At 74.6% G+C, this 23,234-nt stretch carries 20 protein-coding genes and 1 riboswitch; of the genes, 11 read left to right on the forward strand and 9 right to left on the reverse strand.

The annotated features are described in order from the left end of the window. The first annotated feature begins 75 nt into the window (after positions 1–75). The 3 genes from ACZ6RC_RS20420 to ACZ6RC_RS20430 all read left to right on the forward strand — a co-directional run bounded on the left by ACZ6RC_RS20420 (position 76) and on the right by ACZ6RC_RS20430 (position 2,471). Positions 76–498, forward strand: coding sequence for a hypothetical protein (locus ACZ6RC_RS20420; RefSeq protein ID WP_469585095.1), 423 nt, complete (start codon positions 76–78; stop codon positions 496–498). A 141-nt stretch (positions 499–639) separates the two neighbouring features. Then, positions 640–1,608 (forward strand): ATP-binding cassette domain-containing protein, encoded by a 969-nt coding sequence (locus tag ACZ6RC_RS20425; RefSeq protein ID WP_391140100.1) that lies wholly within the window; start codon positions 640–642, stop codon positions 1,606–1,608. Further along, positions 1,605–2,471 carry an ABC transporter permease gene (locus tag ACZ6RC_RS20430; RefSeq protein WP_391140101.1) on the forward strand — a complete coding sequence of 289 codons (867 nt, stop codon included), beginning with the start codon at positions 1,605–1,607 and terminating at the stop codon, positions 2,469–2,471. Before ACZ6RC_RS20425 ends, ACZ6RC_RS20430 begins: the two co-directional genes overlap by 4 nt. Before the next feature lie 106 nt (positions 2,472–2,577). Here ACZ6RC_RS20430 and ACZ6RC_RS20435 read toward each other — a convergent pair whose 3' ends face one another. Further along, entirely contained in the window at positions 2,578–3,201 is a 624-nt protein-coding gene (locus tag ACZ6RC_RS20435) for an FMN reductase (RefSeq protein ID WP_391140102.1), read from the reverse strand. A gap of 5 nt (positions 3,202–3,206) precedes the next feature. Beyond that, the gene (locus ACZ6RC_RS20440) at positions 3,207–4,283 is read right to left on the reverse strand and encodes an LLM class flavin-dependent oxidoreductase (RefSeq protein ID WP_469585101.1); all 1,077 of its coding nucleotides are present in this window, start codon (positions 4,281–4,283) and stop codon (positions 3,207–3,209) included. Positions 4,284–4,463: 180 nt separating this feature from the next. Between ACZ6RC_RS20440 and cbiE the strand changes: the two genes are divergently transcribed. Next, the gene (gene cbiE / locus ACZ6RC_RS20445; RefSeq protein WP_469585105.1) at positions 4,464–5,954 is read left to right on the forward strand and encodes a precorrin-6y C5,15-methyltransferase (decarboxylating) subunit CbiE; all 1,491 of its coding nucleotides are present in this window, start codon (positions 4,464–4,466) and stop codon (positions 5,952–5,954) included. A gap of 121 nt (positions 5,955–6,075) precedes the next feature. Next, a complete protein-coding gene (gene cobM / locus ACZ6RC_RS20450; protein WP_453615860.1) occupies positions 6,076–6,825 on the forward strand; it encodes a precorrin-4 C(11)-methyltransferase in 750 nt (249 codons plus the stop codon). A gap of 101 nt (positions 6,826–6,926) precedes the next feature. Here cobM and ACZ6RC_RS20455 read toward each other — a convergent pair whose 3' ends face one another. Then, positions 6,927–7,001 carry a 50S ribosomal protein bL37 gene (locus ACZ6RC_RS20455; RefSeq protein ID WP_391140459.1) on the reverse strand — a complete coding sequence of 25 codons (75 nt, stop codon included), beginning with the start codon at positions 6,999–7,001 and terminating at the stop codon, positions 6,927–6,929. A gap of 173 nt (positions 7,002–7,174) precedes the next feature. Between ACZ6RC_RS20455 and ACZ6RC_RS20460 the strand changes: the two genes are divergently transcribed. Continuing rightward, the gene (locus tag ACZ6RC_RS20460) at positions 7,175–7,837 is read left to right on the forward strand and encodes a hypothetical protein (protein ID WP_391140106.1); all 663 of its coding nucleotides are present in this window, start codon (positions 7,175–7,177) and stop codon (positions 7,835–7,837) included. Positions 7,838–8,088: 251 nt separating this feature from the next. Here ACZ6RC_RS20460 and ACZ6RC_RS20465 read toward each other — a convergent pair whose 3' ends face one another. Beyond that, the gene (locus ACZ6RC_RS20465) at positions 8,089–9,213 is read right to left on the reverse strand and encodes a cobalt-precorrin-5B (C(1))-methyltransferase (protein ID WP_453615857.1); all 1,125 of its coding nucleotides are present in this window, start codon (positions 9,211–9,213) and stop codon (positions 8,089–8,091) included. A gap of 12 nt (positions 9,214–9,225) precedes the next feature. Between ACZ6RC_RS20465 and ACZ6RC_RS20470 the strand changes: the two genes are divergently transcribed. Beyond that, on the forward strand, positions 9,226–9,954 hold the full coding sequence (locus ACZ6RC_RS20470) for a cobalt-precorrin-6A reductase (protein WP_469585109.1): 729 nt from the start codon (positions 9,226–9,228) through the stop codon (positions 9,952–9,954). Positions 9,955–10,051: 97 nt separating this feature from the next. Then, the gene (locus ACZ6RC_RS20475; RefSeq protein WP_469585112.1) at positions 10,052–11,623 is read left to right on the forward strand and encodes a serine hydrolase; all 1,572 of its coding nucleotides are present in this window, start codon (positions 10,052–10,054) and stop codon (positions 11,621–11,623) included. Here the strand turns inward: ACZ6RC_RS20475 and cobJ are convergent. The 3 genes from cobJ to ACZ6RC_RS20490 are packed head-to-tail and all read right to left on the reverse strand — an operon-like array spanning position 11,595 to position 15,177. Beyond that, the gene (gene cobJ / locus ACZ6RC_RS20480; RefSeq protein ID WP_391140110.1) at positions 11,595–13,082 is read right to left on the reverse strand and encodes a precorrin-3B C(17)-methyltransferase; all 1,488 of its coding nucleotides are present in this window, start codon (positions 13,080–13,082) and stop codon (positions 11,595–11,597) included. The genes ACZ6RC_RS20475 and cobJ overlap by 29 nt on opposite strands. Then, positions 13,079–13,738 carry a precorrin-8X methylmutase gene (locus tag ACZ6RC_RS20485; RefSeq protein WP_391140111.1) on the reverse strand — a complete coding sequence of 220 codons (660 nt, stop codon included), beginning with the start codon at positions 13,736–13,738 and terminating at the stop codon, positions 13,079–13,081. The genes cobJ and ACZ6RC_RS20485 overlap by 4 nt, the downstream gene beginning before the upstream one ends. Beyond that, positions 13,735–15,177 carry a cobalamin biosynthesis protein CobG gene (locus tag ACZ6RC_RS20490; protein WP_469585754.1) on the reverse strand — a complete coding sequence of 481 codons (1,443 nt, stop codon included), beginning with the start codon at positions 15,175–15,177 and terminating at the stop codon, positions 13,735–13,737. The genes ACZ6RC_RS20485 and ACZ6RC_RS20490 overlap by 4 nt, the downstream gene beginning before the upstream one ends. Before the next feature lie 43 nt (positions 15,178–15,220). Next, positions 15,221–15,359: riboswitch (cobalamin riboswitch) on the forward strand. Between the two features lie 38 nt (positions 15,360–15,397). Between ACZ6RC_RS20490 and cobN the strand changes: the two genes are divergently transcribed. Continuing rightward, positions 15,398–19,009, forward strand: coding sequence for a cobaltochelatase subunit CobN (gene cobN, locus ACZ6RC_RS20495; RefSeq protein ID WP_469585116.1), 3,612 nt, complete (start codon positions 15,398–15,400; stop codon positions 19,007–19,009). Between the two features lie 69 nt (positions 19,010–19,078). Here cobN and abc-f read toward each other — a convergent pair whose 3' ends face one another. Both abc-f and ACZ6RC_RS20505 read right to left on the reverse strand, forming a co-directional pair. Beyond that, on the reverse strand, positions 19,079–20,668 hold the full coding sequence (gene abc-f, locus ACZ6RC_RS20500) for a ribosomal protection-like ABC-F family protein (protein ID WP_469585118.1): 1,590 nt from the start codon (positions 20,666–20,668) through the stop codon (positions 19,079–19,081). Between the two features lie 143 nt (positions 20,669–20,811). Continuing rightward, positions 20,812–21,759, reverse strand: a complete 948-nt coding sequence (locus ACZ6RC_RS20505; RefSeq protein ID WP_469585121.1) for a nucleoside hydrolase — start codon at positions 21,757–21,759, stop codon at positions 20,812–20,814. Between the two features lie 147 nt (positions 21,760–21,906). Here ACZ6RC_RS20505 and ACZ6RC_RS20510 point away from each other — a divergent pair, with 147 nt between their 5' ends. Then, the gene (locus tag ACZ6RC_RS20510; protein WP_469585124.1) at positions 21,907–22,863 is read left to right on the forward strand and encodes a hypothetical protein; all 957 of its coding nucleotides are present in this window, start codon (positions 21,907–21,909) and stop codon (positions 22,861–22,863) included. Between the two features lie 2 nt (positions 22,864–22,865). Then, positions 22,866–23,228, forward strand: coding sequence for a GntR family transcriptional regulator (locus ACZ6RC_RS20515; RefSeq protein WP_391140117.1), 363 nt, complete (start codon positions 22,866–22,868; stop codon positions 23,226–23,228). Positions 23,229–23,234 lie beyond the last annotated feature (6 nt).

The raw sequence follows: 23,234 nt of genomic DNA on the forward strand, positions 1-23,234 counted from the left end.
GTTCCACTTGCGGCCGTACGGGTCGCGGGTGTGCCCTTGAGGATGGAGGGGGGCGAGAGTGAAGGAGCTCCTGCCATGGCCGCACCCGCCGCGACGCCCACCCGGCGCCGCCCCCAGCAGCAGCACCGTCGCCTCCACACCCACGGCCTGATGCTCCCCGTCGTCCTGGGCGTGATCTACGGCCTCTACACCTCGACCGTCGCCCGCGCCGGCGGCCCCGCCACCTGGCAGCAGGCCGTGCTCGGCGTGGTCTCCGCCGTGGCGCTCGCCGGCGCCGTCTACGCCCTGCGCCGCTGGCAGCGGACCCTGCCGCGCGAGCCGCGCGCGGCGGCCTGGGCGGCGCTGGCCGGCATCGCGACCGGCTTCCTCTTCAGCCTCTCCCACGCCAGCGTGCTGTCGGCCGTGGTGCTCTCGCTGTTCGTCGCCTTCGGCGCCTTCTGCGTGGCGTTCTACACCTTCTACACCCACGAGGACGCGACCGGTCACCCGACGCGTTGACCCCGACGCGTTGACCCCGGCACGTCGAGCCCGGCACGGTCCCCCTCCCGAGTGGCGAATCGCGAGAGCGGTGGACCTGGGCGCCCGACCGTCGGAGACTGGGGGAAGCGGCTGCACGGTCGAACCCCCGGAGGGAAGCGCATGTCCGACCTCGCCATCGAGACGGAGGGCCTGGTCAAGGTCTTCGGTACGAACCGAGCCGTGGACGGCGTCGACCTGAGGGTCCCCGCCGGCACCGTCTACGGCGTCCTCGGACCCAACGGCGCCGGCAAGACCACCGCCGTCAAGATGCTCGCCACGCTGCTGCGCCCGGACGGCGGCCGGGCCCGGGTCTTCGGCAAGGACGTGGTCAGGGACGCGGACGCCGTACGCGGCCGGGTCAGCCTCACCGGGCAGTACGCCTCCGTCGACGAGGACCTCACCGGCACCGAGAACCTGGTGCTCCTGGCCCGGCTCCTCGGCCACGCCCGCCCCGCCGCCCGGGAGCGGGCCGCGCAGCTGCTCACCGCCTTCGGCCTCGCGGAGGCCGCCGACAAGCAGGTCAAGAACTACTCGGGCGGCATGCGGCGCCGTATCGACATCGCCGCGTCCATCCTCAACACCCCCGACCTGCTCTTCCTCGACGAGCCGACCACCGGTCTCGACCCGCGCAGCCGCAATCAGGTCTGGGACATCGTCCGGGCGGTCGTCGCCCAGGGCACCACCGTGCTGCTGACCACCCAGTATTTGGACGAGGCGGACCAGCTGGCCTCCCGGATCGCCGTCATCGACCACGGGAAGGTGATCGCGGAGGGGACGAAGGGCGAGCTGAAGGCGTCGGTGGGCTCGGGTTCGGTCCATGTGCGGCTGCGGGACGCGGAGCAGCGCCCGGCCGCCGAGCGGGTCCTGGCCACCGCCCTGAACGCCTCCGTCCAGCTCGACCCGGACCCGGTCGCCCTGACCGCCACCGTCAACGGCCACGGGACCGACCTCGGCGCCGCCGAACAGGCCGCCCGTGCGCTGTCCGAGCTGGCCGCGGCCGGGATCACGGTCGACAACTTCGGGCTCGGCCAGCCCACTCTCGACGAGGTGTTCCTCGCCCTCACCGACCGGAAGGGAACGACGGCATGAGCACCGTCGCCACCAGCAAGGACACGCAGCAGAGCGATGCGCAGGACTTCGAGGCCCCCCGCGCCGAGGAGCTGACCGCGCTCCTGGTCGGGCAGGAGCGGCCGCCCCGGCCCAGCGCGCTGTCGGCGTCGCTGACGTTCGGCTGGCGCGCCATGCTCAAGATCAAGCACGTGCCGGAGCAGCTCTTCGACGTGACCGCGTTCCCGATCATGATGGTGCTGATGTACACGTACCTCTTCGGGGGCGCGCTGGCCGGCTCGGTCTCGGCGTACATCCAGTTCCTGCTGCCGGGCATCCTGGTGATGAGCGTCGTGATGATCACGATGTACACCGGGGTGTCGGTCAACACCGACATCGAGAAGGGCGTCTTCGACCGCTTCCGCACCCTCCCGATCTGGCGGCCGGCCCCGATGGTCGGCTATCTCCTCGGGGACGTGGTGCGGTATCTGATCGCCTCGGTGGTGATGCTCTCCGTCGGCCTGATCATCGGCTACCGCCCGGCCGGCGGGCTGCCCGGCGTCCTGGCGGGCGTGGTGCTGCTGATGGTGTTCTCGTTCGCGTTCTCGTGGATCTGGACGATGTTCGGGCTGATGCTGCGCAGCGAGAAGTCCGTCATGGGCGTCTCGATGATGGTGATCTTCCCGCTCACCTTCCTGAGCAATGTCTTCGTGGACCCGAAGACGATGCCGGGCTGGCTGCAGGCCTTCGTCAACAACAGCCCGGTCACGCATCTGGCGACGGCGGTGCGCGAGCTGATGGCGGGCAACTGGCCGGCCGCGGACATCGCCTGGTCGCTCGGGTGGTCGGCGCTGTTCGTGGTGGTGTTCGGCGCGGTGACGATGCGGCTGTACAACCGCAAGTAGCGGCGGCCCTCACGGGGCCGCTCGTCCGCACCACCGCGTGCGGCGGTCGTACGGCGCCGTCCGTTCGTCCGTATCACCGCGCGCAGCGGTCGTACGGCGCCGCTCGTCAGTCCAGGCGCAGGTCCGCGAGCTGCTGCTCGAAGGGGACGACCTCGTCGTCCTCCGCCGCCCGGGCCGGGCGGGCCGCGACGAAGTCCGCCAGTTCCCGTCCGGCGCGGGCGATCCGGGACGGCAGGCCGTCGGTGTACTCGTCGCCGCCCGAGCCCCAGTCCTCGGAGGCGGCGTAGACCCCGGTCGGGACCACGAGCGCCCGCAGATAGCCGAAGAGCGGCCGCAGCGCGTGGTCGAGGACGAGGGAGTGGCGGGCGGTGCCGCCGGTGGCCGCGACGAGCACGGGCCGGCCGGTGAGCGCGTCCGGGGCGATCAGGTCGAAGAAGGACTTGAAGAGACCGCTGTACGAGGCGGTGAAGACGGGGGTCACCGCGATGACCCCGTCGGCCGCGGTCACGGCGTCGATCGCGTCCTGGAGCTGCGCCGAGGGGAAGCCGGTGACGAAGTTCTTCGCGATGTCGACGGCGAGGTCGCGGAGCTCGACCACCCGGACCTCGACGGCGTACTCCTGCTCGGTCAGCCGCTCCTCGGCGGCCTTCGCGAGGCGGTCGGCGAGCAGCCGGGTCGAGGAGGGTGTGCCGAGTCCGGCGGACACGGCGACCAGCGTGAGCGTCTGCATGTCTCTTACGCCTCCTGAGTGCGTACGGCGGGGTGGAGCGGGGCGGTCGCCGGGACGTCGGCCGGCCGCAGGTTGGCGAACTCCTTGCGGAGGACCGGGACGACCTCCTCGCCGAGGATGTCGAGCTGTTCCAGGACCGTCTTCAGCGGCAGACCCGCGTGGTCCACCAGGAAGAGCTGACGCTGGTAGTCGCCGACGTATTCCCGGAAGGACAGCGTCCGCTCGATGACCTCCTGCGGAGAGCCGACGGTCAGCGGGGTCTCCCGGCTGAACTCCTCCAGGGACGGGCCGTGGCCGTAGACCGGCGCGTTGTCGAAATACGGCCTGAACTCCCGTACCGCGTCCTGCGAGTTCCTCCGCACGAAGACCTGGCCGCCGAGGCCGACGATCGCCTGCTCGGGGCTGCCGTGGCCGTAGTGCGCGTACCGCCGCCGGTAGAGGCCGACCATCTTCTCGGTGTGCTGCTTGGGCCAGAAGATGTGGTTGGCGAAGAAGCCGTCGCCGTAGTACGCGGCCTGCTCGGCGATCTCGGGGGAGCGGATCGAGCCGTGCCAGACGAACGGCGGGACGCCGTCCAGCGGGCGGGGCGTGGCGGTGAAGCCCTGGAGCGCGGAGCGGAACTTCCCCTCCCAGTCGACCACGTCCTCCCTCCACAGCCTGTGGAGGAGCGCGTAGTTCTCGATGGCGAGCGGGATGCCCTGGCGGATGTCCTGGCCGAACCACGGGTAGACCGGGCCGGTGTTGCCGCGGCCCATCATCAGGTCGACGCGGCCGTCGGCGAGGTGCTGGAGGGTCGCGTAGTCCTCGGCGATCTTCACCGGGTCGTTGGTGGTGATCAGCGTGGTCGACGTGGACAGGATCAGCCGCTCCGTGCGGGCCGCGATGTGCCCGAGGAGGGTCGTCGGGGAGGACGGGACGAACGGCGGATTGTGGTGCTCCCCGGTGGCGAAAACGTCCAGACCGACCTCTTCCGCCTTGAGCGCGATGGCGACCGTGTTCTTGATCCGCTCGTGCTCGGTCGGGGTGCGGCCGGTGGTGGGGTCGGCCGTGACGTCGCCGACGGTGAAGATCCCGAACTGCATCGTGCTCACCTCTCGCGGACCGGCACGTTCGGCCGGTTGTGGTTGAAGCTTAAACTATCCGCTCCAACGGTGCGCCCCTCCCCCGTATTCCGCCGGGTGGGAGAGGCCGGGGCGGGGCGGCCGGAGGACCGTCCGGGGGCCGCTGGGGAGCGGCGCGGGCCTCCCGTAGAGTTCGGCGACGTGAGCACCGTTCCCCCGTCCGCGACCCCGGCCGCCTCCGCGGCACCGGACCTCCGCGCGATCACGGTCGTCGGGATCGGCGCCGACGGCTGGGACGGACTGCCCGAGAACTCCCGCCGCGCCCTGCGCTCCGCCGAGGTCCTGATCGGCGGCCCGCGCCAGCTGGACCTGCTGCCCGGCGCCGAGTGCCCCGGCGAACGGATCGCCTGGCCGTCGCCCCTGCGCCCCGCCGTCCCCGGCCTGCTCGCCGCCCACGCGGGCCGGCGGATCGCGGTCCTCGCCAGCGGGGACCCGCTCTTCTACGGCATCGGCCGGACGCTCGCCGAGGCGGTGGGCGCGGACCGGCTCCACGTCCTGCCGCACCCCTCGTCCGTCTCGTACGCCTGCGCCCGCCTCGGCTGGCCGATGGAGGCCGTCGAGACGGTCTCCCTGGTCGCCCGGCCGCTCGACGCCCTCACCGCCGCCCTGCACGACGGGCGCCGGCTGCTGGTCCTGAGCGAGGGCGCGGACACCCCGGCGCGGGTCGCGGAGCTGCTGCGCGGCAAGGGGTACGGGCGGAGCAGGCTGCGGGTCCTGGAGCGGCTCGACTCCACCCGCGAACGGATCCTGGACACGACGGCGGACGCCTGGCCGGCCCTCCGACCGCCGGCCGGACCCGCGCAAGGCGACACCCCCCAGGACCCGGCCACCGATACGGCCACCGGCACGAGCCCGGCCGGACCCGCGCAAGGCGACACCCCCCAGGATCCGGCCCCCGAGACGGCCACCGGCACGAGCCCGGCCGGACCCGCGCAAGGCGACACTCCCCAGGACCCGGCCCCCGATACGGCCACCGGCACGAGCCCGGCCGGACCGCCGGCCGTCGACCCCCTCAACATCGTCGCGCTCGACTGCGTCCGCTCCCCCGACGCGCTCCGGCTCGGGGCCGCGCCCGGGCTGCCGGACGAGGCGTACGAGAACGACGGACAGCTCACCAAGCGGTACGTCCGCGCGGCCACGCTCGCCGCGCTGGCGCCCGCGCCCGGCGAGCTGCTCTGGGACGTCGGTGGCGGCTCCGGTTCGATCGGCATCGAATGGATGCGGACCCACCGCTCCTGCCGGGCGATCGCGGTGGAGAAGGCACCCGAGCGGGCGGCCCGCATCGACCGCAACGCCGCCGCCCTCGGCGTACCCGCCCTGCGGGTCGTCACCGGACCCGCGCCCGAGGCGCTGGCCGGGCTCCCCACACCCGACGCCGTGTTCATCGGCGGCGGTCTGACCGTCCCGGGGCTGCTGGACGCCTGCTGGGACGCGCTGCCCGTCGGCGGCCGGCTCGTCGCCAACACCGTCACGCTGGAGTCCGAGGCCCTGCTCGCGGACCGGTACCGCCGCCACGGCGGGGAACTGGTCCGGCTCGCCGTCGCCCAGGCCGTCCCCGTGGGCGGCTTCACCGGCTGGCGCCAGGCGATGCCCGTCACCCAGTGGTCCGTGACCAAGAGCGGTGGTCCGTGACCGGGCACGGCGGCGGGGGCCGTGACCGAGCACCGTCGTCGTCGAGCGGGGGAGCGCCGCCGGCCGGCCGCACCCCGGGAGCCACCGGCCGCACCCCAGGAACCAAGGGAGAAGCAGCAGAATGACCGTCCACTTCATCGGCGCCGGCCCGGGCGCGGCCGACCTGATCACCGTGCGCGGCGCGCGGACGCTCGCCGCGTGCGGGGTCTGCCTGTACGCCGGCTCCCTGGTCCCCCGCGAGCTGCTCGCCGAGTGCCCGCCGGACGCCCGGCTCGTCGACACCGCCGACCTCGACCTGGACCGGATCGTCGCCGAGATCGTCCGCGCCCACGAGGAGGGGCACGACGTGGCCCGGCTGCACTCGGGCGACCCGTCCGTCTTCAGCGCGGTCGCCGAGCAGATGCGCCGCCTGGACGCGCTGGACATCCCGTACGAGGTCGTGCCGGGCGTCCCGGCGTTCGCGGCGGCGGCCGCGGCCCTGAAGCGGGAGCTGACCGTGCCCACCGTCGGCCAGACGGTCATCCTCACCCGCGTCGCCCAGCAGGCCACCCCCATGCCCGAGGGCGAGGACCTCGCCACCCTGGGCCGGAGCGGCGCGCTGCTGGTCCTGCACCTGGCGGCGCGGTACGTCGACCGTGTGGTCGGCGAGCTGGTCCCGCATTACGGCGCCGACTGCCCGGCGGCGGTCGTCGCCATGGCCAGCCGCCCCGACGAGGTGATCCTGCGCGGGACGCTGGAGGACATCGCGGCCCGGACGAAGGAGGCCGGGATCACGAAGACGGCCGTCATCCTGGTCGGCCGGACGCTGGCGGCCACGCAGTTCCGCGACAGCCACCTCTACGACCCGGCGCGGGAGCGGCACGTCTGCTGACGCCGTCCAGGCGCTCCCACGGCGGGGCCCGGACGCGGAACGGGGCCGGCAGGTCCGTCGCGGGCGACGTGACACCGGCCCCGTGCGTACGCGGGGGAGCCTCAGCTGTTGGGGCGCTTGCCGTGGTTCGCGCGCCTCTTCTTCCGGGCGCGCCGCTTGTTGCCTCGCTTCGACATGGGTACGAACCCTTTCGATCGGGACTCCTTGCCCTCGCGAGTCTAGGGTCGCGGGTCCCGGGCCGCATGTCGGTCCGCCGGCCCGCGGGTCCCGGGCCGCATGTCCGTCCGCCCGGCCCGCGGGTCCCGGGCAACGGGGCGCCGGGGGCCGCGGGGTGCGCTTGGATGGGCGGGTGACCGTACACGACGTAGCCCGGCGCCTGCCGGACCCGGCCGTCCTGCGTGACCACTGCCGCGCCCTGGCGATGCTGGACGCGGTGCTCAGCCCGGAGTGGGAGGACCGCTACCACTCCTTCGACGCCCGCTGGTCGGCGACGGAGGAGATGGCCTCGATGCGCGACGGGCAGGGCGACGAGTTCTCCCTCGTCCTCTCGCCCGCCGGGGTGTACCTCCGGGGCTTCGTCCACGCGATCGGCAGCGGCGGGCGGCGGGCGGTCGCCCGGGTGCCGGAGGCCTTCCGGCCGTACGTGGAGGAACCCGCGTTCGCGCACCCCGACGGCGAACCCCTCGTCACGGTCTGCCTCTGGCGGCTGGCGGGGGAGAGCACCTGGCACGTCGGAGCGGCCTCCCTCGACGGCCCCGGGCCCTCCGGCGGGGGCCGGGCCGACACCGACGCCACCGACTTCCTCTTCGAGCTGCTCGTCGACCGCTCCGCCGAGGCGTACGCGCGCTGGGCCGGGGAGTACTTCGAACTGCCCGTCGACGCCGAGGCCGTCCGGCAGGTCCTCGCCCTGCGTCCCCTCACCGACGCGCTGGTCGCCGCCCTGAACCCGCGGTCCACCCTGGCCGCCCTCGCCGACGACATCGCGGAGATCGGCTACCCGCGCGCCCGCTGAGCCCCTTTTTGCGGTCTCGGTTCGCCTCCGGGGCCTTTGAGCCGGGCTCGCACGGCCGTACGTGCTCGCTCCCTCGTTCCTCGGGAGCTGCGCGCGCTCGGCCGTGTTCCCCCGACGGCCCTTCGGCTCACTCGCCGAGGCGTACGGGGCGGGGTCGACGGCCCTCGGCGTGCGCGCGCTCGGCCGTGTTCCCCCGACGGCCCCTTCGGCTCACTCGCCGCCGCGCTGAGCCCCGCCCCGCCGCCGGGCCCTCAGTCCCGCGGCCCCCGTACGTCCGAGCGGCCCACGACCGTCCCCGCCCGGTCGACGCAGACCACGTCCACCGCGACCGGGGCGCCCCGGAGCACCGCGAGGGCCTCGTCCCGGGCCCGCGCCGCCACCAGGTCGCCGAGGGGCACGGCGGCGGCCTCGCAGAGACGGAGGGCCTCCAGGCCGGTGTTCGCGGTCGCGATCCGGGCCGCGAGCGGCTCCGGGGCGCCGCCCGCGCGGGCCAGGTCGGCGAGGAAGGCCTTGTCGACCTGGGAGCGGGCCGAGTGGAGGTCGAGATGCCCGGCCGCCAGCTTGGACAGCTTCGCGAAGCCGCCGCAGACCGTCAGCCGGTCCACGGGGTGGCGGCGCACGTACTTCAGGACGGCACCCGCGAAGTCGCCCATGTCCAGCAGGGCGATCTCCGGAAGGTCGTACAGGGTCGTCACGGTCTTCTCCGAGGTGGAGCCCGTGCAGCCCGCAACATGGGCGAGGCCCGCCGCGCGGGCGACGTCCACCCCGCGCCGGATGGAGTCGATCCAGGCCGAGCAGGAGTACGGCACCACGACGCCGGTCGTCCCGAGCACGGACAGCCCGCCGAGGATGCCGATCCGGGGGTTCCAGGTGGAGCGGGCGATCTCCTCGCCGTGGTCGATCGAGACCGTCACCTCCACATCGCCGGCCGCGCCGTACGCGGCGGCCACCTCGGCGATGTGCTCGCGCATCATCCGCCGCGGGACGGGGTTGATCGCCGGCTCCCCGACCTCCAGCGGCAGCCCGGGCAGGGTGACCGTGCCGACGCCCGGGCCGGCGCGGAAGACGACGCCGGAGCCGGCCGGGAGGAGCCGCACCGTCGAGCGGACCAGCGCGCCGTGCGTCACGTCCGGGTCGTCGCCCGCGTCCTTCACGATCCCCGCCATGGCGTGGTCCGCGCCCCGTTCCTCGGCCGCCAGGGCGAACGCCGGCCGGCCGCCCTTCGGGAGCGTGATCGTCACCGGGTCCGGGAAGTCGCCGCCGAGGAGCGCGGTGTACGCGGCCGTCGTCGCCGCCGTCGCGCACGCACCGGTCGTCCACCCCGGGCGCAGACCCGTGTGCTTGAGTTGGGCCTCGCGCCCGCCGACGGAACTCATGAACGGACTCCCATGCACGTACTCATCCTCGGGGGCACGACCGAGGCCCGCGCCCTGGCCGGGGCGCTCCACTCCGAGGTCCGGGTCACCAGCTCCCTCGCCGGGCGGGTGGCGCGGCCGAGGCTGCCGGAGGGCGAGGTGCGGATCGGCGGGTTCGGCGGGGCGGAGGGTCTGGCCGACTGGCTGCGCGCGCACGCCGTGGACGCGGTCATCGACGCCACCCATCCCTTCGCACGGACCATGAGCTTCAACGCGGCCCGGGCGGCCGCCACGGCCCATGTTCCCCTGCTGGCGCTGCGCCGGCCCGGCTGGGTCCCGGTGGCGGGCGACGACTGGCACCCGGTCGCCTCGCTGGAGGAGGCGGCCGCCGCGCTGGACGCGCTGGGGGAGCGGGTCTTCCTGACGACCGGGCGGATGGGGCTCGCCGCGTTCGCCGACTGCCCGCAGTGGTTCCTCGTACGCTCCGTCGACGCGCCCGACACCCCGATGCCCGCCCACGCGGAACTCCTCCTGGACCGGGGGCCGTTCACCCTGGAAGGGGAGCGGGAGCTGCTGCGCCGCCACCGCGTCGACGTCCTCGTCACGAAGGACAGCGGCGGCGCGGCGACCGCCCCGAAGCTCCGTGCCGCGCGGGAGGCCGGCGTCCCCGTCGTCCTGGTCCGCCGCCCGCCCGTGCCCCCCGGCGTCCCGGTGGCCACCACTCCGGCGGAGGCCGCCGCCTGGCTCCGCGCCCGCGCCTGACGGCCGGCCCCCGTCTCCGTCGTCGCGCCCCGCGCGCCGTCACCCTCCGGCGGCGTCCGGAGCGACAATCGGCACCCCCCGGCGTTTCATGAGACCCATGGGAACCAGGGGAACCGTCCGTGGCCTGCTCGGAGTGGGGCTCGTCGGCTTGCTCGCGGGAGCGGGACTCGTCGCGCCCAGTCCGTCGCCGCCCCCGCCCCAGCCCCCCGCAGAACTCGACCGGGCGGACGTGGACCGGGCCGTGCGACGGCTCGACGGTGTCGTACGGTCGGCCATGAAGCGCACCGGAGTGCCGGGGGTGGCCGTCGCCGTCGTCCATGACGGCGAGGTGCTGCACCTGAAGGGGTACGGCGTGCGGAAGGCCGGCGAGAAGCCGGCCGTCGACGCCGACACCGTCTTCCAGCTCGCGTCCGTCTCGAAGCCGATCGCCTCCACCGTCGTCTCCGGGGCCGTGGGGACCGAGGGCTGGACGAAGCCCGTCGCGCCGCGCGTGCCGGGCTTCCGCCTCAAGGACCCGTGGGTCACCTCCCACGTGACGGTCGCCGACCTCTTCTCCCACCGCAGCGGCCTGCCCGACCACGCCGGGGACCTCCTCGAAGACCTCGGCTACGACCGGGAGTACATCCTCTCCCACCTGCGGTATGAGCCCCTCGCGCCGTTCCGGGCCAGCTACGCCTACACCAACTTCGGTCTGACGGCCGCCGCCCAGGCGGTCGCCGACGAGAAGGGCGTGCCCTGGGAGAAGCTCGCCGCCGACACCCTCTACAGGCCGGCCGGCATGGACTCCACCAGCTCCCGCTTCGAGGACTTCGTGAAGGCCCCCGACCGCGCCTACGGCCATGTCCAGGTCGACGGCGTCTGGAAGCCGGAGTTCGTCAGGGACCCGGACGCCCAGGCCCCCGCCGGCGGTGTCAGTTCCACCGCCCGGGACATGGCGACCTGGCTGCGGCTCCAGCTCGGCGACGGCACGCTCGACGGCCGGCGGATCATCGACGCCGCCGCCCTGGAGCGCACCCATCGGCCCGAGTCGGTCTCCCAGCCGCCCCAGGCCCCGGCGGCCAGGACCGGCTTCTACGGCCTGGGCTGGAACGTGAACTACGACGACCAGGCCCGGCTCCGGCTCTCCCACACGGGCGCGTTCGCGGAGGGCGCGCACACCAACGTCACGATGCTGCCGGGCGAGCGGCTCGGCATCGTCGTCCTGACCAACACCGCCCCGGTCGGCGTCGCCGACACCGTCGCCCTCGACTTCTTCGACATCGCGCAGTACGGCGAGCCGACCCGCGACTGGATGCCCCTCGTCCAGGCGCTGTACGAGGAGGAGGCGGACGCCGGCCGGTCCACCACCGACTACGCCCGCCCGCCGTCCGGCGCGGCCCCCGCGCGGGACGCCGACGTCTACGCGGGCACGTACGCGAGCGACTACTACGGCCGGGCGGAGGTCGTCGCCGGCGCCGACGGCGCCCTGACGCTCCGTCTGGGGCCGAAGCCCCTGACGTACCGCCTCACCCACTACGACGGCGACACGTTCAGCTTCCCCACCACCGGCGAGAACGCCGTCGGGCTCACCGGGGTCACCTTCACCCCGGACGGGTCGTCCTTCACCGTCGAGTACCTGGACACGGAGGGGCTGGGCACCTTCACCCGTAGCGGCGCGGAGTCCAGGTGATCGTCCGGCCGTCGCCGCGCTCCACCGCCCGGGTCTGCGAGGAGCCGACGAGCAGCAGGGTGCGCATGTCGACCTCCGAGGGCTCCAGCGTCTTCAGGGTCACCACCCGCACCGACTGCCCGGGGCCGCCGACGTCCCGCGCCACGACCACCGGCGTCTCCGGCGAACGGAGTTCCAGCAGCAGCTCCCGGGCGGCCGCCACCTGGTGCGTACGGGACTTCGACCCCGGGTTGTAGAGCGCCAGCACCAGGTCCGCCTCCGCCGCGGCGCGCAGCCGGCCGGCGATCACGTCCCACGGCTTGAGGCGGTCGGAGAGGGAGATCGTGGCGTAGTCGTGGCCGAGCGGGGCACCGGCCGCCGCGGCGGCCGCGTTGGCGGCGGTCACCCCCGGCAGGACGCGCACGGGCACGTCGGCGTACCGCTCCTCGGACGCCACCTCCAGGACCGCCGTCGCCATGGCGAAGACGCCCGGGTCGCCGCCCGAGACGACCGCGACCCGCCGGCCGCGCCGGGCCAGGTCCAGGGCGAACTCGGCCCGCTCGGACTCGACCTTGTTGTCGGAGCCGTGGCGCCGCTGACCGGGCCGCAGGGCCGGCACCCGGTCCAGGTAGGTGGTGTAGCCGACCAGGTCGTCGGCGTTGACCAGGGCACCGCGGGACTCCGGCGTCAGCCACGGCGCGCCCGCCGGGCCGGTGCCGACGACGACGACCTCGCCGCGCTCCCGGGCCTCGGGCGCCACCGCGTCGATACGGGAGGGCAGCACGGCCACCGAGAAGTACGGCACCGTCGCCGCATCCACCCCGGCCAGTGCCTCGGTCCGCTCGCCGGCCATGAACGCCCGCTCCACATAGCGCGCGTCGTCCAGCCGCCCGGCCCGCTCCAGAGCGCGCCGCACGGTCGGGAACGTCCGGCCCAGCTTCATCACGACCGCCGAGTCGGTGCCCGCGAGCCGGGCCGTCAGCTCGTCCTCCGGCAGCGTGCCGGGGATGATCGTCAGGACCTCCTCGGCCTCGCACAGCGGCTCCCCCAGCCGCGCGGCGGCCGCGCTCACCGAGGTCACACCGGGGATGACGGTCGTGTCGTAGCGGTGCGCGAGACGCTTGTGCATGTGCTGGTACGAGCCGTAGAAGAGCGGGTCGCCCTCGGCGAGGACGGCGACCGTGCGGCCCGCGTCCAGATGGGCGGCGAGCCGGGCCGCCGCCTCCTCGTAGAAGTCGTCCAGCGCGCCCCGGTAGCCACCGGGGTGGTCGGTGGTCTCCACCGTGAGCGGGTACATCAGCCGCTCCTCGACGTGGTCCTCGCGGATGTGCGCGGCGGCGATGGAGCGGGCGATGGACCGGCCGTGGCGGGCCGAGTGGTAGGCGATCACGTCGGCGGCCTCGATGGCCTTCACGGCGGCGACGGTCATCAGGTCCGGGTCGCCGGGGCCGAGGCCGACTCCGTACAGGGTGCCGCTCATGCCTGGATCTCCGCCTCGGTCGCGATCGCGTTGACGGCGGCGGCCGCCATGGCGCTGCCGCCACGCCGCCCCCGGACGACGAGGTAGTCGAGGCCGAGCTCCCGGCCCCGCTCCGCCAGGGCGTCCTTGGACTCGGCGGCGCCGATGAAGCCGACCGGTATGCCGAGGACGGCCGCCGGGCGGCCGGCGCCCCGCTCGATCATCTCCAGGAGGCGGAAGAGCGCGGTGGGGGCGTTGCCGATGGCGACGACCGAGCCTTCGAGGCGGTCGCGCCACAGCTCCAGGGCGGCGGCGCTGCGGGTCGTGCCGAGTTCGGCGGCGAGGGCGGGTACCGAGGGGTCGGAGAGGGTGCAGACGACGTCGTTGCCGGCGGGCAGCCGTTTGCGGGTCACCCCGCTGGCGACCATCTGCGCGTCGCAGAGGATCGGCGCGCCGGCGCGCAGGGCGGCGCGGGCGCGGGAGACGACCTCGGGCGAGTGGGCGAGGTCCCGGACGAGGTCGACCATGCCGCAGGCGTGGATCATCCGGACCGCGACCTGGCCGACGTCGGCGGGCAGACCCGCGAGATCCGCTTCGGCGCGGATCGTGGCAAAGGACTGGCGGTAGATCTCCGCGCCGTCCTTCTCGTAGTCGAACATCGTGTTGCTCTCGCTCATCTCGTGGTGGGTGTACGGGCTGTCGCCACAGCGGCCGCCAGTTGCGTTCGGGGGGTGGGGACGCCGTCGACCTCGTACGTACCGTCGCCGGTGGCGACCACGTCCACCCAGCTCCCCTTCGGATGGCCGCAGCGCCGTGCGCAGCCGGAGAAGTGGACGGGCAGCCGGCGGGGCGGGGGGCCGCCGTCGTGGCCGGGGGTGGCGTCCGCCCGGACGTCGGCGAGGGACCGGGCGCAGCCGGGCCGTCCGGTGCAGGCGCCGACGCCGAGCCAGGGGGAGTCGTCGCGGGTGATCAGTCCGGCGTCGCCGAGGGCGTCCCGCCGCGCCTCGGCGGCCGTACGGTCGGCGAGGCCGGTCACGACGGCGCCGCGCCACGGGGTGAGCCGCAGTTCGCCGCCCTCGCCAGGGGCGAGGGCGCGCAACTGGGCGGAGGTGAGGCGGCCGAGCGGTACGGCGACGGAGACCGCGTGCCGGCCGGTCGCCGGGTGGGCGAGCACGCCGGGGAGCGGGCCCTGCCCGCTCGGATCCGGGCACGCGCCCGGGGTGTCCGGTGCGGCCGGGACGCCCGCGCGGGCCAGCGCGCCCGCGAGGTCCGGCCGGACGGTCCCGGGCAGCTCGTGGACGCGCCAGGCCCCCGTCCCGGCCGTACGGGCGGCGGCGAGGAATGCGTCGGCGGCCGCGAGGGCGGCGCGCGGCGCGTCGGCGGCCGCGACCCGGAACACCTGGCGACCGACCCGCAGGAGCGCGCCGCCCGCGCGCTCCGGGGCGTCCCCGTGCTCCGGGTCGTCCGCGTGCTTCGGGCCGTGTCCGTGCTTAGGGTCGTCCGTGTGCTCCGGGCCGTGTCCGTGCTCCGGCGGAGCGGGCGGGCGGACGGCCCCGGCCGTCGCAGCGACCCCCGGCGCCCCCGCCCCCGTTGAGAACAACGTCACATCCGCGCCCAGCCCGCCGACGTCCCCCCGCCCGTCGTCGAAGGCGAAGAGGAAACGGCCGGAAAGCGCTGCCGTCCACGCCCGCGCGCAGAGCAGCGCGTCCAGCTCGCGCGCCCACAACCGCGCGTCCCCGCAACCGTTTCCGTCGATCCCCGCCAGCGGCGAGGCCACGATGTTCCGGACGCGTTCGTGGGTGGCGGAGGGCAGCAGTCCGGCCGGGGCGAGCAGCCCCGCGAGGTCGGCCCCGCAGCCCTCGCCGAGGCCGCGCAGCTCCACGTTGCCCCGCGAGGTGACGCTGATCCGCCCGTCGCCCAGCTCCTCCGCCGCCACGGCCAGGGACTCGACCTGACGTACTGTCAACGCGCCTGCGGGCAGCCGCAGTCGGGCCAGGTGCCCGTCGTCGGCGGGGTGCAGGCGCAGCGCCCCCGGGCAGGCGTCGCCACGGTCCCGTATGACGGGTTCGCCCTGGTTGGGCGTGGTGGGTGGGGTGGGCGGCATGGCGGCGAGCATACCCACGTGGTCGCGGGCGACCCTTCGGGCCGCCGCGGGCAGGATCTACTATGCAGACGGCATGGGGTCCCAGGACCCCGGGGAGGAAGCCCGGTGAGAATCCGGCGCGGTCCCGCCACTGTGAGCCCGCCCCGGGAACGGGGGCCGGGTGAGTCAGGAACTCCCGCCGTCCACACGACCACCCGGGGCGCGGACAACCCCGAGGAAGGCCTGCGCTCGCATGCGAATTCTGTTGCTGTCGCACTCCGACACCGACCTGCTCAGCGCCCGCGCGGCCGGCGGTCCGGTCGGGTACCGGTTCGCCAACCCCTCCCGCCTCGCCCCCGGGGACCTTCCCGGGCTGCTCGACGGCGCCGACCTCGTCGTCGTCCGCCTCCTCGGCGGCCTGCGCGCCTGGGAGGACGGCCTGCAGACGCTGCGGGCGACGGAGAAGCCGCTGGTCGTGCTCTCCGGCGAACAGGCCCCGGACGCCCAGCTGATGGAGAGCTCCACGGTCCCCGTCGGCGTCGCCACCGAGGCCCACGCCTACCTCGCGCACGGCGGCCCGGCCAACCTGGAGCAGCTCGCCCGGTTCCTCTCCGACACCGTGCTGCTCACCGGCCACGGTTTCGAGGCCCCGGCCGCCGCCCCCACCTGGGGCCCCCTGGAGCGCGAGCCGAGGCGGACCGACGGCCCGACGGTCGCCGTGCTCTACTACCGCGCCCACCACATGAGCGGGAACACCGCCTTCGTCGACTCCCTCTGCGAGGCGATCGAGGACGCCGGCGCCCGCGCGCTGCCGCTGTACGTCGCCTCGCTGCGGGCCCCCGAGCCCGAGCTGATCGAGACGCTCAGGGGCGCCGACGCGATCGTCACCACCGTCCTCGCGGCGGGCGGCACCAAGCCCGCCGAGGCGCAGGCCGGCGGAGATGAGGAGGCGTGGGACGCGGGGGCGCTCGCCGCCCTCGACGTACCGATCCTGCAGGCGCTCTGCCTCACCGGTTCGCGCGCCGCCTGGGAGGAGAACGACGAGGGGCTCTCGCCGCTGGACGCCGCCAGCCAGGTCGCGGTGCCCGAGTTCGACGGCCGGCTGATCACCGTCCCGTTCTCCTTCAAGGAGATCGACGAGGACGGCCTCCCGGCCTATGTCGCGGACACCGAGCGCGCCGCCCGCGTCGCCGGGATCGCCGTGCGCCACGCCCGCCTGCGGCACATCCCGAACGCCGTGAAGAAGCTCGCCCTGGTCCTCTCCGCGTACCCGACGAAGCACTCCCGGATCGGCAACGCGGTCGGCCTCGACACCCCCGCCTCCGCCGTCGCGCTCCTGCGCCGCCTGCGCGAGGAGGGGTACGACTTCGGCCCCGTCGAGGAGATCCCGGGCCTGGTCTCCGGCGACGGCGACGAGCTGATCTACGCCCTGATCGAGGCCGGCGGCCACGACCAGGACTGGCTGACCGAGGAGCAGCTGGCTCGCAACCCGGTCCGCATCCCGGCGGCCGACTACAAGCGCTGGTACGCCACCCTCCCCGAGGAGCTGCGCCGCCACGTCGAGGAGCACTGGGGCCCGGCGCCCGGCGAGATGTTCCTCGACCGGTCGCGGAACCCGGAGGGCGACATCGTCCTCGCCGCCCTGCGGCGCGGGAACCTGCTGATCCTCATCCAGCCGCCGCGCGGCTTCGGCGAGAACCCGATCGCGATCTACCACGACCCCGATCTCCCGCCGTCCCACCACTACCTGGCCGCCTACCGCTGGATCGCGGCGCGCGCCGAGGACGGCGGTTTCGGCGCGGACGCCATGGTCCACCTCGGCAAGCACGGCAACCTGGAGTGGCTGCCCGGCAAGAACGCCGGCCTGTCCGCCGCGTGCGGCCCGGACGCGGCGCTCGGCGACCTGCCGCTGATCTATCCCTTCCTGGTCAACGACCCGGGCGAGGGCACCCAGGCCAAGCGGCGCGTGCACGCCACGCTCGTCGACCACCTGGTGCCGCCGATGGCCCGCGCCGACTCCTACGGCGACATCGCGCGCCTGGAGCAGCTCCTGGACGAGTACGCGCAGATCTCCTCCATGGACCCCTCGAAGCTGCCGGCGATCCGCGCGCAGATCTGGACGCTGATCCAGGCCGCCAAGCTCGACCACGACCTGGGGATGGAGGACCGGCCCGAGGACGACGGCTTCGACGACTTCCTGCTGCACGTCGACGGCTGGCTCTGCGAGGTCAAGGACGCGCAGATCAGGGACGGTCTGCACGTGCTCGGCGGAGCGCCGACGGGCGAGGCACGGGTCAACCTCGTGCTGTCGATCCTGCGCGCCCGGCAGATCTGGGGCGGTACGCAGGCCCTGCCCGGCCTCCGGGAGGCCCTGGGCCTCGACGAGTCGGCGGCGACCCTGCGCACGGCGGACGAGGCGGAGGAGAAGGCCCGGCAGCTGGTCGAGGCGCTGGAGGCCGCGGACTGGTCCGTGAACGCCGTCGCGGAGATCGCGAGCGCCCACGGCCCGGAGGTGGCGGACGTCCTGCGCTTCGCCTGCGAGCAGGTGGTGCCCCGCCTGGCGTCCACCACCGACGAACTCGGTCACGCCGTCCACGCGTTGAACGGCGGCTTCGTGCCGGCCGGTCCTTCGGGCTCGCCGCTGCGCGGCCTGGTCAACGTCCTGCCGACCGGCCGCAACTTCTACTCCGTCGACCCGAAGGCCGTCCCCTCCCGCCTCGCGTGGGAGACGGGTCAGGCGCTCGCCGACTCCCTCCTGGAGCGCTACCGCACCGACAACGGCGACTGGCCGACCTCCGTGGGCCTCTCCCTGTGGGGCACCAGCGCGATGCGCACGGCCGGCGACGACGTGGCCGAGGCGCTGGCCCTGCTCGGCGTCCGCCCGCTGTGGGACGAGGCGTCCCGGCGGGTCAACGGCCTGGAGGCGATCCCGCTCGCCGAGCTTGGCCGCCCCCGCGTCGACGTCACCCTGCGCATCTCGGGCTTCTTCCGGGACGCGTTCCCGCACGTCATCGGCCTCCTGGACGATGCCGTACGGCTCGTCGCCTCGCTCGACGAGCCGGCCGACGCCAACTTCGTACGGGCGCACGCGCAGGCCGACCTGGCCGAGCACGGCGACGAGCGGCGCGCCACGACCCGGATCTTCGGCTCCCGGCCGGGCACGTACGGTGCCGGCATCCTCCAGCTGATCGACTCGCGCGACTGGCGCACGGACGCGGACCTCGCCGAGGTCTACACCGTGTGGGGCGGGTACGCCTACGGCCGCGGTCTCGAAGGGCGCCCGGCCCGGGCGGAGATGGAGACGGCGTACAAGCGGATCGCGGTGGCGGCGAAGAACACCGACACCCGTGAGCACGACATCGCCGACTCCGACGACTACTTCCAGTACCACGGCGGCATGGTGGCGACCGTCCGCGCGCTGAAGGGCACGGCCCCCGAGGCGTACATCGGCGACTCCACCCGACCGGAGACGGTCCGCACCCGCACCCTGGTCGAGGAGACCTCGCGGGTCTTCCGGGCCCGCGTGGTCAACCCGAAGTGGATCGAGGCGATGCGCCGCCACGGCTACAAGGGCGCGTTCGAGCTGGCGGCGACCGTCGACTACCTCTTCGGCTACGACGCCACGACCGGCGTGGTCGCCGACTGGATGTACGACAAGCTCACGGAGACGTACGTCCTGGACCCGGAGAACCAGGCCTTCCTCAAGGAGGCCAACCCGTGGGCGCTGCACGGCATCGCGGAGCGCCTCCTGGAGGCCGAGTCCCGCGGCATGTGGGAGAAGCCGGACCCGCAGGTCCTGGCGGCGCTGCGCGAGGTCTTCCTGGAGACCGAGGGTGACCTGGAGGACGACGGCACGGAGGGCTGACGCCCGGCGGCGGGCGGGGCAGGGGGCGGGGGCCCCGGCCCGGCCACGGGGGGCGCCGGGGGCCGGCGGTCACGCCGCGCAGCGGGCGGCCGGCCAGGGGGTCAGTTCCAGGCGCCGGCCCCGGAAGCGCTCCCGGACCCGGCGGTCGTGGGTGACGATCACCAGAGTGCCCCGGTAGTCGGCCAGCGCCGCGTCCAGGTCCTCCACCAGGCCGGGGGAGAGGTGGTTGGTCGGCTCGTCGAGGAGGAGCAGGTCCGCGGGGCGGCCGACCAGATCGGCGAGTTCCAGACGGCGGCGCTGACCGGCCGACAGGAACCGGACCGGGGTGGCCAGGTCCTGCGCCGCGAAGAGGCCCAGGGCCAGGAGTTCCTCGGCCCGCTCCGCGCCGAAGGACTCCGCGACCGTACGGGGGTCGTCCGCGCGGGCGGCCGTGTCCTGGCGCAGGAAGCCGACCCGGCGCGGGGCGGTCACCGTCCCCCGGTCGGGGGCGAGTTCACCGGCGAGGAGCCGCAGGAGCGTGGTCTTGCCCGCCCCGTTCGGCCCGGTGACCAGCAGCCGCTCCCCGGCCTCCAGGCGCAGCGCGTCCAGGCGCAGCCGCCCTTCCACCCGTACGCCGGTCAGGTCCACCGCCCTTCCCGACCCCGGCACGCGCCCGGTGAACCGCAGCGGCTCCGGGGGCGCGGCCACCGGGTGGGCGGTGAGCCGCCGCAGCCGTTCCCGCGCGGCGCGGATGCGGCCCATCGCGCCGTGCGCCCGTGACCGCGCCCGGAACGCCCCGGCCCCGCTGAAGGAGGCCGGTGCCTTGCGCGGGATGGCGGAGAAGCGGTCGATGTTCGTGTCGGCCAGCGCCGAGCAGCGGGCCAGTTCGGTCCGCCACTCCTCGTACTCCCGTTCCCGGCGGGCCCGTTCGGCCGCGCGGCCGGCGAGATAGCCGCCGTAGCCGTCGCCGTAGCGCCGCAGCCCGTGGCGGGTGTGGTCCACCTCCAGGACGGCCGTGGCGACCCGGTCGAGGAAGACCCGGTCGTGGGTGACGGCGACGACCGTTCCCCGGTGGGCGCGCAGGCGTTCCTCCAGCCAGGCGACCGCCTCGTCGTCGAGGTCGTTGGTCGGCTCGTCGAGGAGCAGCAGTTCGGGGTCGGCGGCGAGCGTGGCCGCGAGCGCGAGGCGGGAGCGCTGCCCGCCGGAGAGCGTGCCGAGCCGGCGGTCGCGGTCGAGCGGGGCGGGCTCGCCGAGCCGCCGGAGCGTCGTCTCGACTCGCCGGTCGGCGTCCGGTCCGCCGCGCGCGTCGTAGGCGGCGAGCAGCTCCGCGTACCCCTCCAGGTCGCCCGTGCGCGCCAGCGCGGCCTCGGCGGCGCGGATCCGGCGCTCCAGGTCCCGCACCTCGGCGAGCGCGAGGTCGACCGCGTCGCCGACGCGCGCGGAGCCGGGCAGGTCCAGGGTCTGGGCGAGATGGCCGAGGCCGCCGGGTGACTCGACGGTGACGGTGCCGGCGTCGGGGGCCTCCCGGCCGGCGAGGAGCCGGAGGAGGGTGGACTTCCCGGAGCCGTTGTCGCCGACGACGCCGACGCGTTCGCCGGCGCGGACGGAGAGGTGGACGCGGTCGAGGACGAGCCGGTCGTCGTACCGCTTGACGACCTCGGTGAGATGGGCACGGAACAAGGGCGCGGCCTTCCGTTCGACGACAATGCGACACGAGACGTATCGTCTCGTTGTGTCGTCGACTGTAGACCGGGGAACCCGGCATGGCAAGACGCTGCGTCTCGTTTACGGTTCCGGGGTCGTCCGACCGGTTCGGCTCTCGGCTATCGGCGGTCGCCGAGGACCCGTACGGCGTCGATCATCAGGTCCCAGAAGCCCGGCACGTCGACCTCCATGCCCACCTCCGCGTTGGCCGTCCGGCCCGTCACGCCGTCGAGGTCCACGACCGTCGCCCCGCGGGTGTGCGTCCCCGCCAGCTCGACCGCGACCGGCGCCCGCACCAGGCTGATCAGCGACGGGTCGATCAGATGCGCCACGGTCAGCGGGTCGTGCACGGGCGGGGTGTCGAAGCCGTACACCTCGCGGTAGGTCCCGGCGAAGTAGGTCAGCAGCGCCACGCAGAGCCGGGAGAGCGGGGTGCCGAGCGCCGCGATCCGCGAGATGACCTCCGGGGTCGCGCGGACCTGGTGGGTGGCGTTGAGGCCGAACATCGTCACCGGGCGGCCGCTGGTGAAGACGATGTCCGCCGCCTCCGGGTCGCAGCGGATGTTGAACTCCGCCGCCGGGGTGGTGTTGCCGCGCCCGGTCGAGCCGCCCATCAGCACGATCCGCTCGATCCGGTGGCTCAGCTCCGGGTGGGCGAGCAGGAACGTTCCGACGTTCGACAGCGGTCCGGTCGCCACGAGCGTCACCGGCGCCGGATGGGCGAGCAGGGTGTCCCGGACGAGCGTGAGCGCGTCGCGCGGGTCCTGCGGCACGTCGGGCTCGTCGTCGCCGAAGCCGGGTCCGTCGAGCCCCGAGTCGCCGTGGATGTTCTCGGAGACCAGCGGCGCGCCGTGCATCGGCCGGTCCCGGCCGGCCGCGATCGGCACCCCCTCGATCCCGGCGACGGCGCAGACCCGGCGTGCGTTGAGGGTGGTGCTCTCGACCGTCTGGTTGCCCGCGACGGTGGTGATGGCCAACAGGTCGATCGCCGGATGGGCCGCGGCCAGCATGATGTTGAACGCGTCGTCGTGACCGGGATCGCAGTCGAGGATCACGGGTACGGCCATACCTCCACCGTCCCACACCACCGCCGCGCGGTCACTCACCCGCGCACACCGACGGGTCGGGGACGGGCCGGGGCGCCGTCCATACTGGTGTCTGTCTTACTTGTTCTAGTAGAGTGCAAACAAGTTGTTCAACAGGGAGGCTCTTCGATGAACCGTGGCCCGACCCGTCTCCGGGTGCTCACCGCACTCCCGTTCCTGCTCGCGCTCGCCCTGCACCTCACCCTCCTCGCCCTGTGGCACGACCGGCTGCCCGACCCGCTGGCCACCCACTTCTCCACCCAGGGCGGCGGCCGCGCCGACGGCTGGACCGCGCTGACCGCCTTCGGCCTGGTCAGCGCCGGCCTGCTCCTCGGCCTCGGCGCGGGCTGGACCGTTCTCGTACGCCGGAACGCGCTCTGGGGGGCGTGGGCGACGGCCGGCTTCACGACCGCCCTCTTCGCCCTCCTCCTCCGGGACAACCTCGACGTGACCGACGCGGGCGGAGTCGTCTCCCCGCTGGTGAACCTCACCGTCGCGGCGGGCGCGGCGGCGGTCACCGCCCTCGCCGGCCTGGCGCTGACCCGGTCCGTACCGCAGGAGGACCCCGCCTCCCAGCCTGGGCAGGACGGGAACGGCCCCCGGCTGCCGCTCGGCGCGAGCGAGGTCGCGGGCTGGTCGCGGGCGACGGACTCCCGCGCGATGACGACGGCGGGCGCGGTGGCCGCGGCGGTGGGCCTGGCCGGCACCCTGGGGGCCTATCCGGCGCCCTGGCCGCTCCCCCCGGTCCTGGTCCTCACCGGCCTCGCCACCCTGCTCCTGGCGCGGGTCCGCGTCACCGTCGACCGGCGCGGCGTGACCGTCCGCCCGGCGCTGGCGCCCTGGCCGCGCCTCTCCGTGCCGCTCGACGGGGTCGAGAGCGCGGTCGCCCGGGAAGTCGACGCGCCCGCCGAGTTCGGCGGCTGGGGCTACCGCGTCCGCGCCCACCGCACCGGCCTCGTCCTGCGCTCCGGCGAGGCGCTGGTCGTCCGCCGGCCGGGCGGCCGCGAGTTCGCGGTCACGGTCCCCGACGCGGCGACGGCCGCCGCCCTGTTGAACACCCTGGTCGACCGCCGTGGGAGGCTCTGACCATGCTGTTCCGGGTCGACCCCGCCTCCGCCGTCCCCCTGGGCGACCAGGTCGCCGCCTGCGTCCGCGGCGCCCTCGCCGACGGCACCGCCACCGCCGGCGAACGCCTCCCGGCCGCCCGGGAACTCGCCGACTCCCTCGGCGTCAACGTCCACACCGTCCTGCGGGGCTACCAGCGGCTGCGCGAAGAGGGCCTGATCGAACTCCGCCGCGGCCGCGGCGCCGTGATCGTCCCCGGCGCCTCGGTCCCCGACCGGGCCCGGCTGGTCGAACGCGTCCGCGACGTGGTGTCGGAGGCGAAGGGCCTCGGCCTGACGGACGACGACATCCTCACCCTGGTCCACACCACCCTGGCATCCCCCTGACACCGG

The organism is Streptomyces sp. NPDC048353, assembly GCF_055587165.1.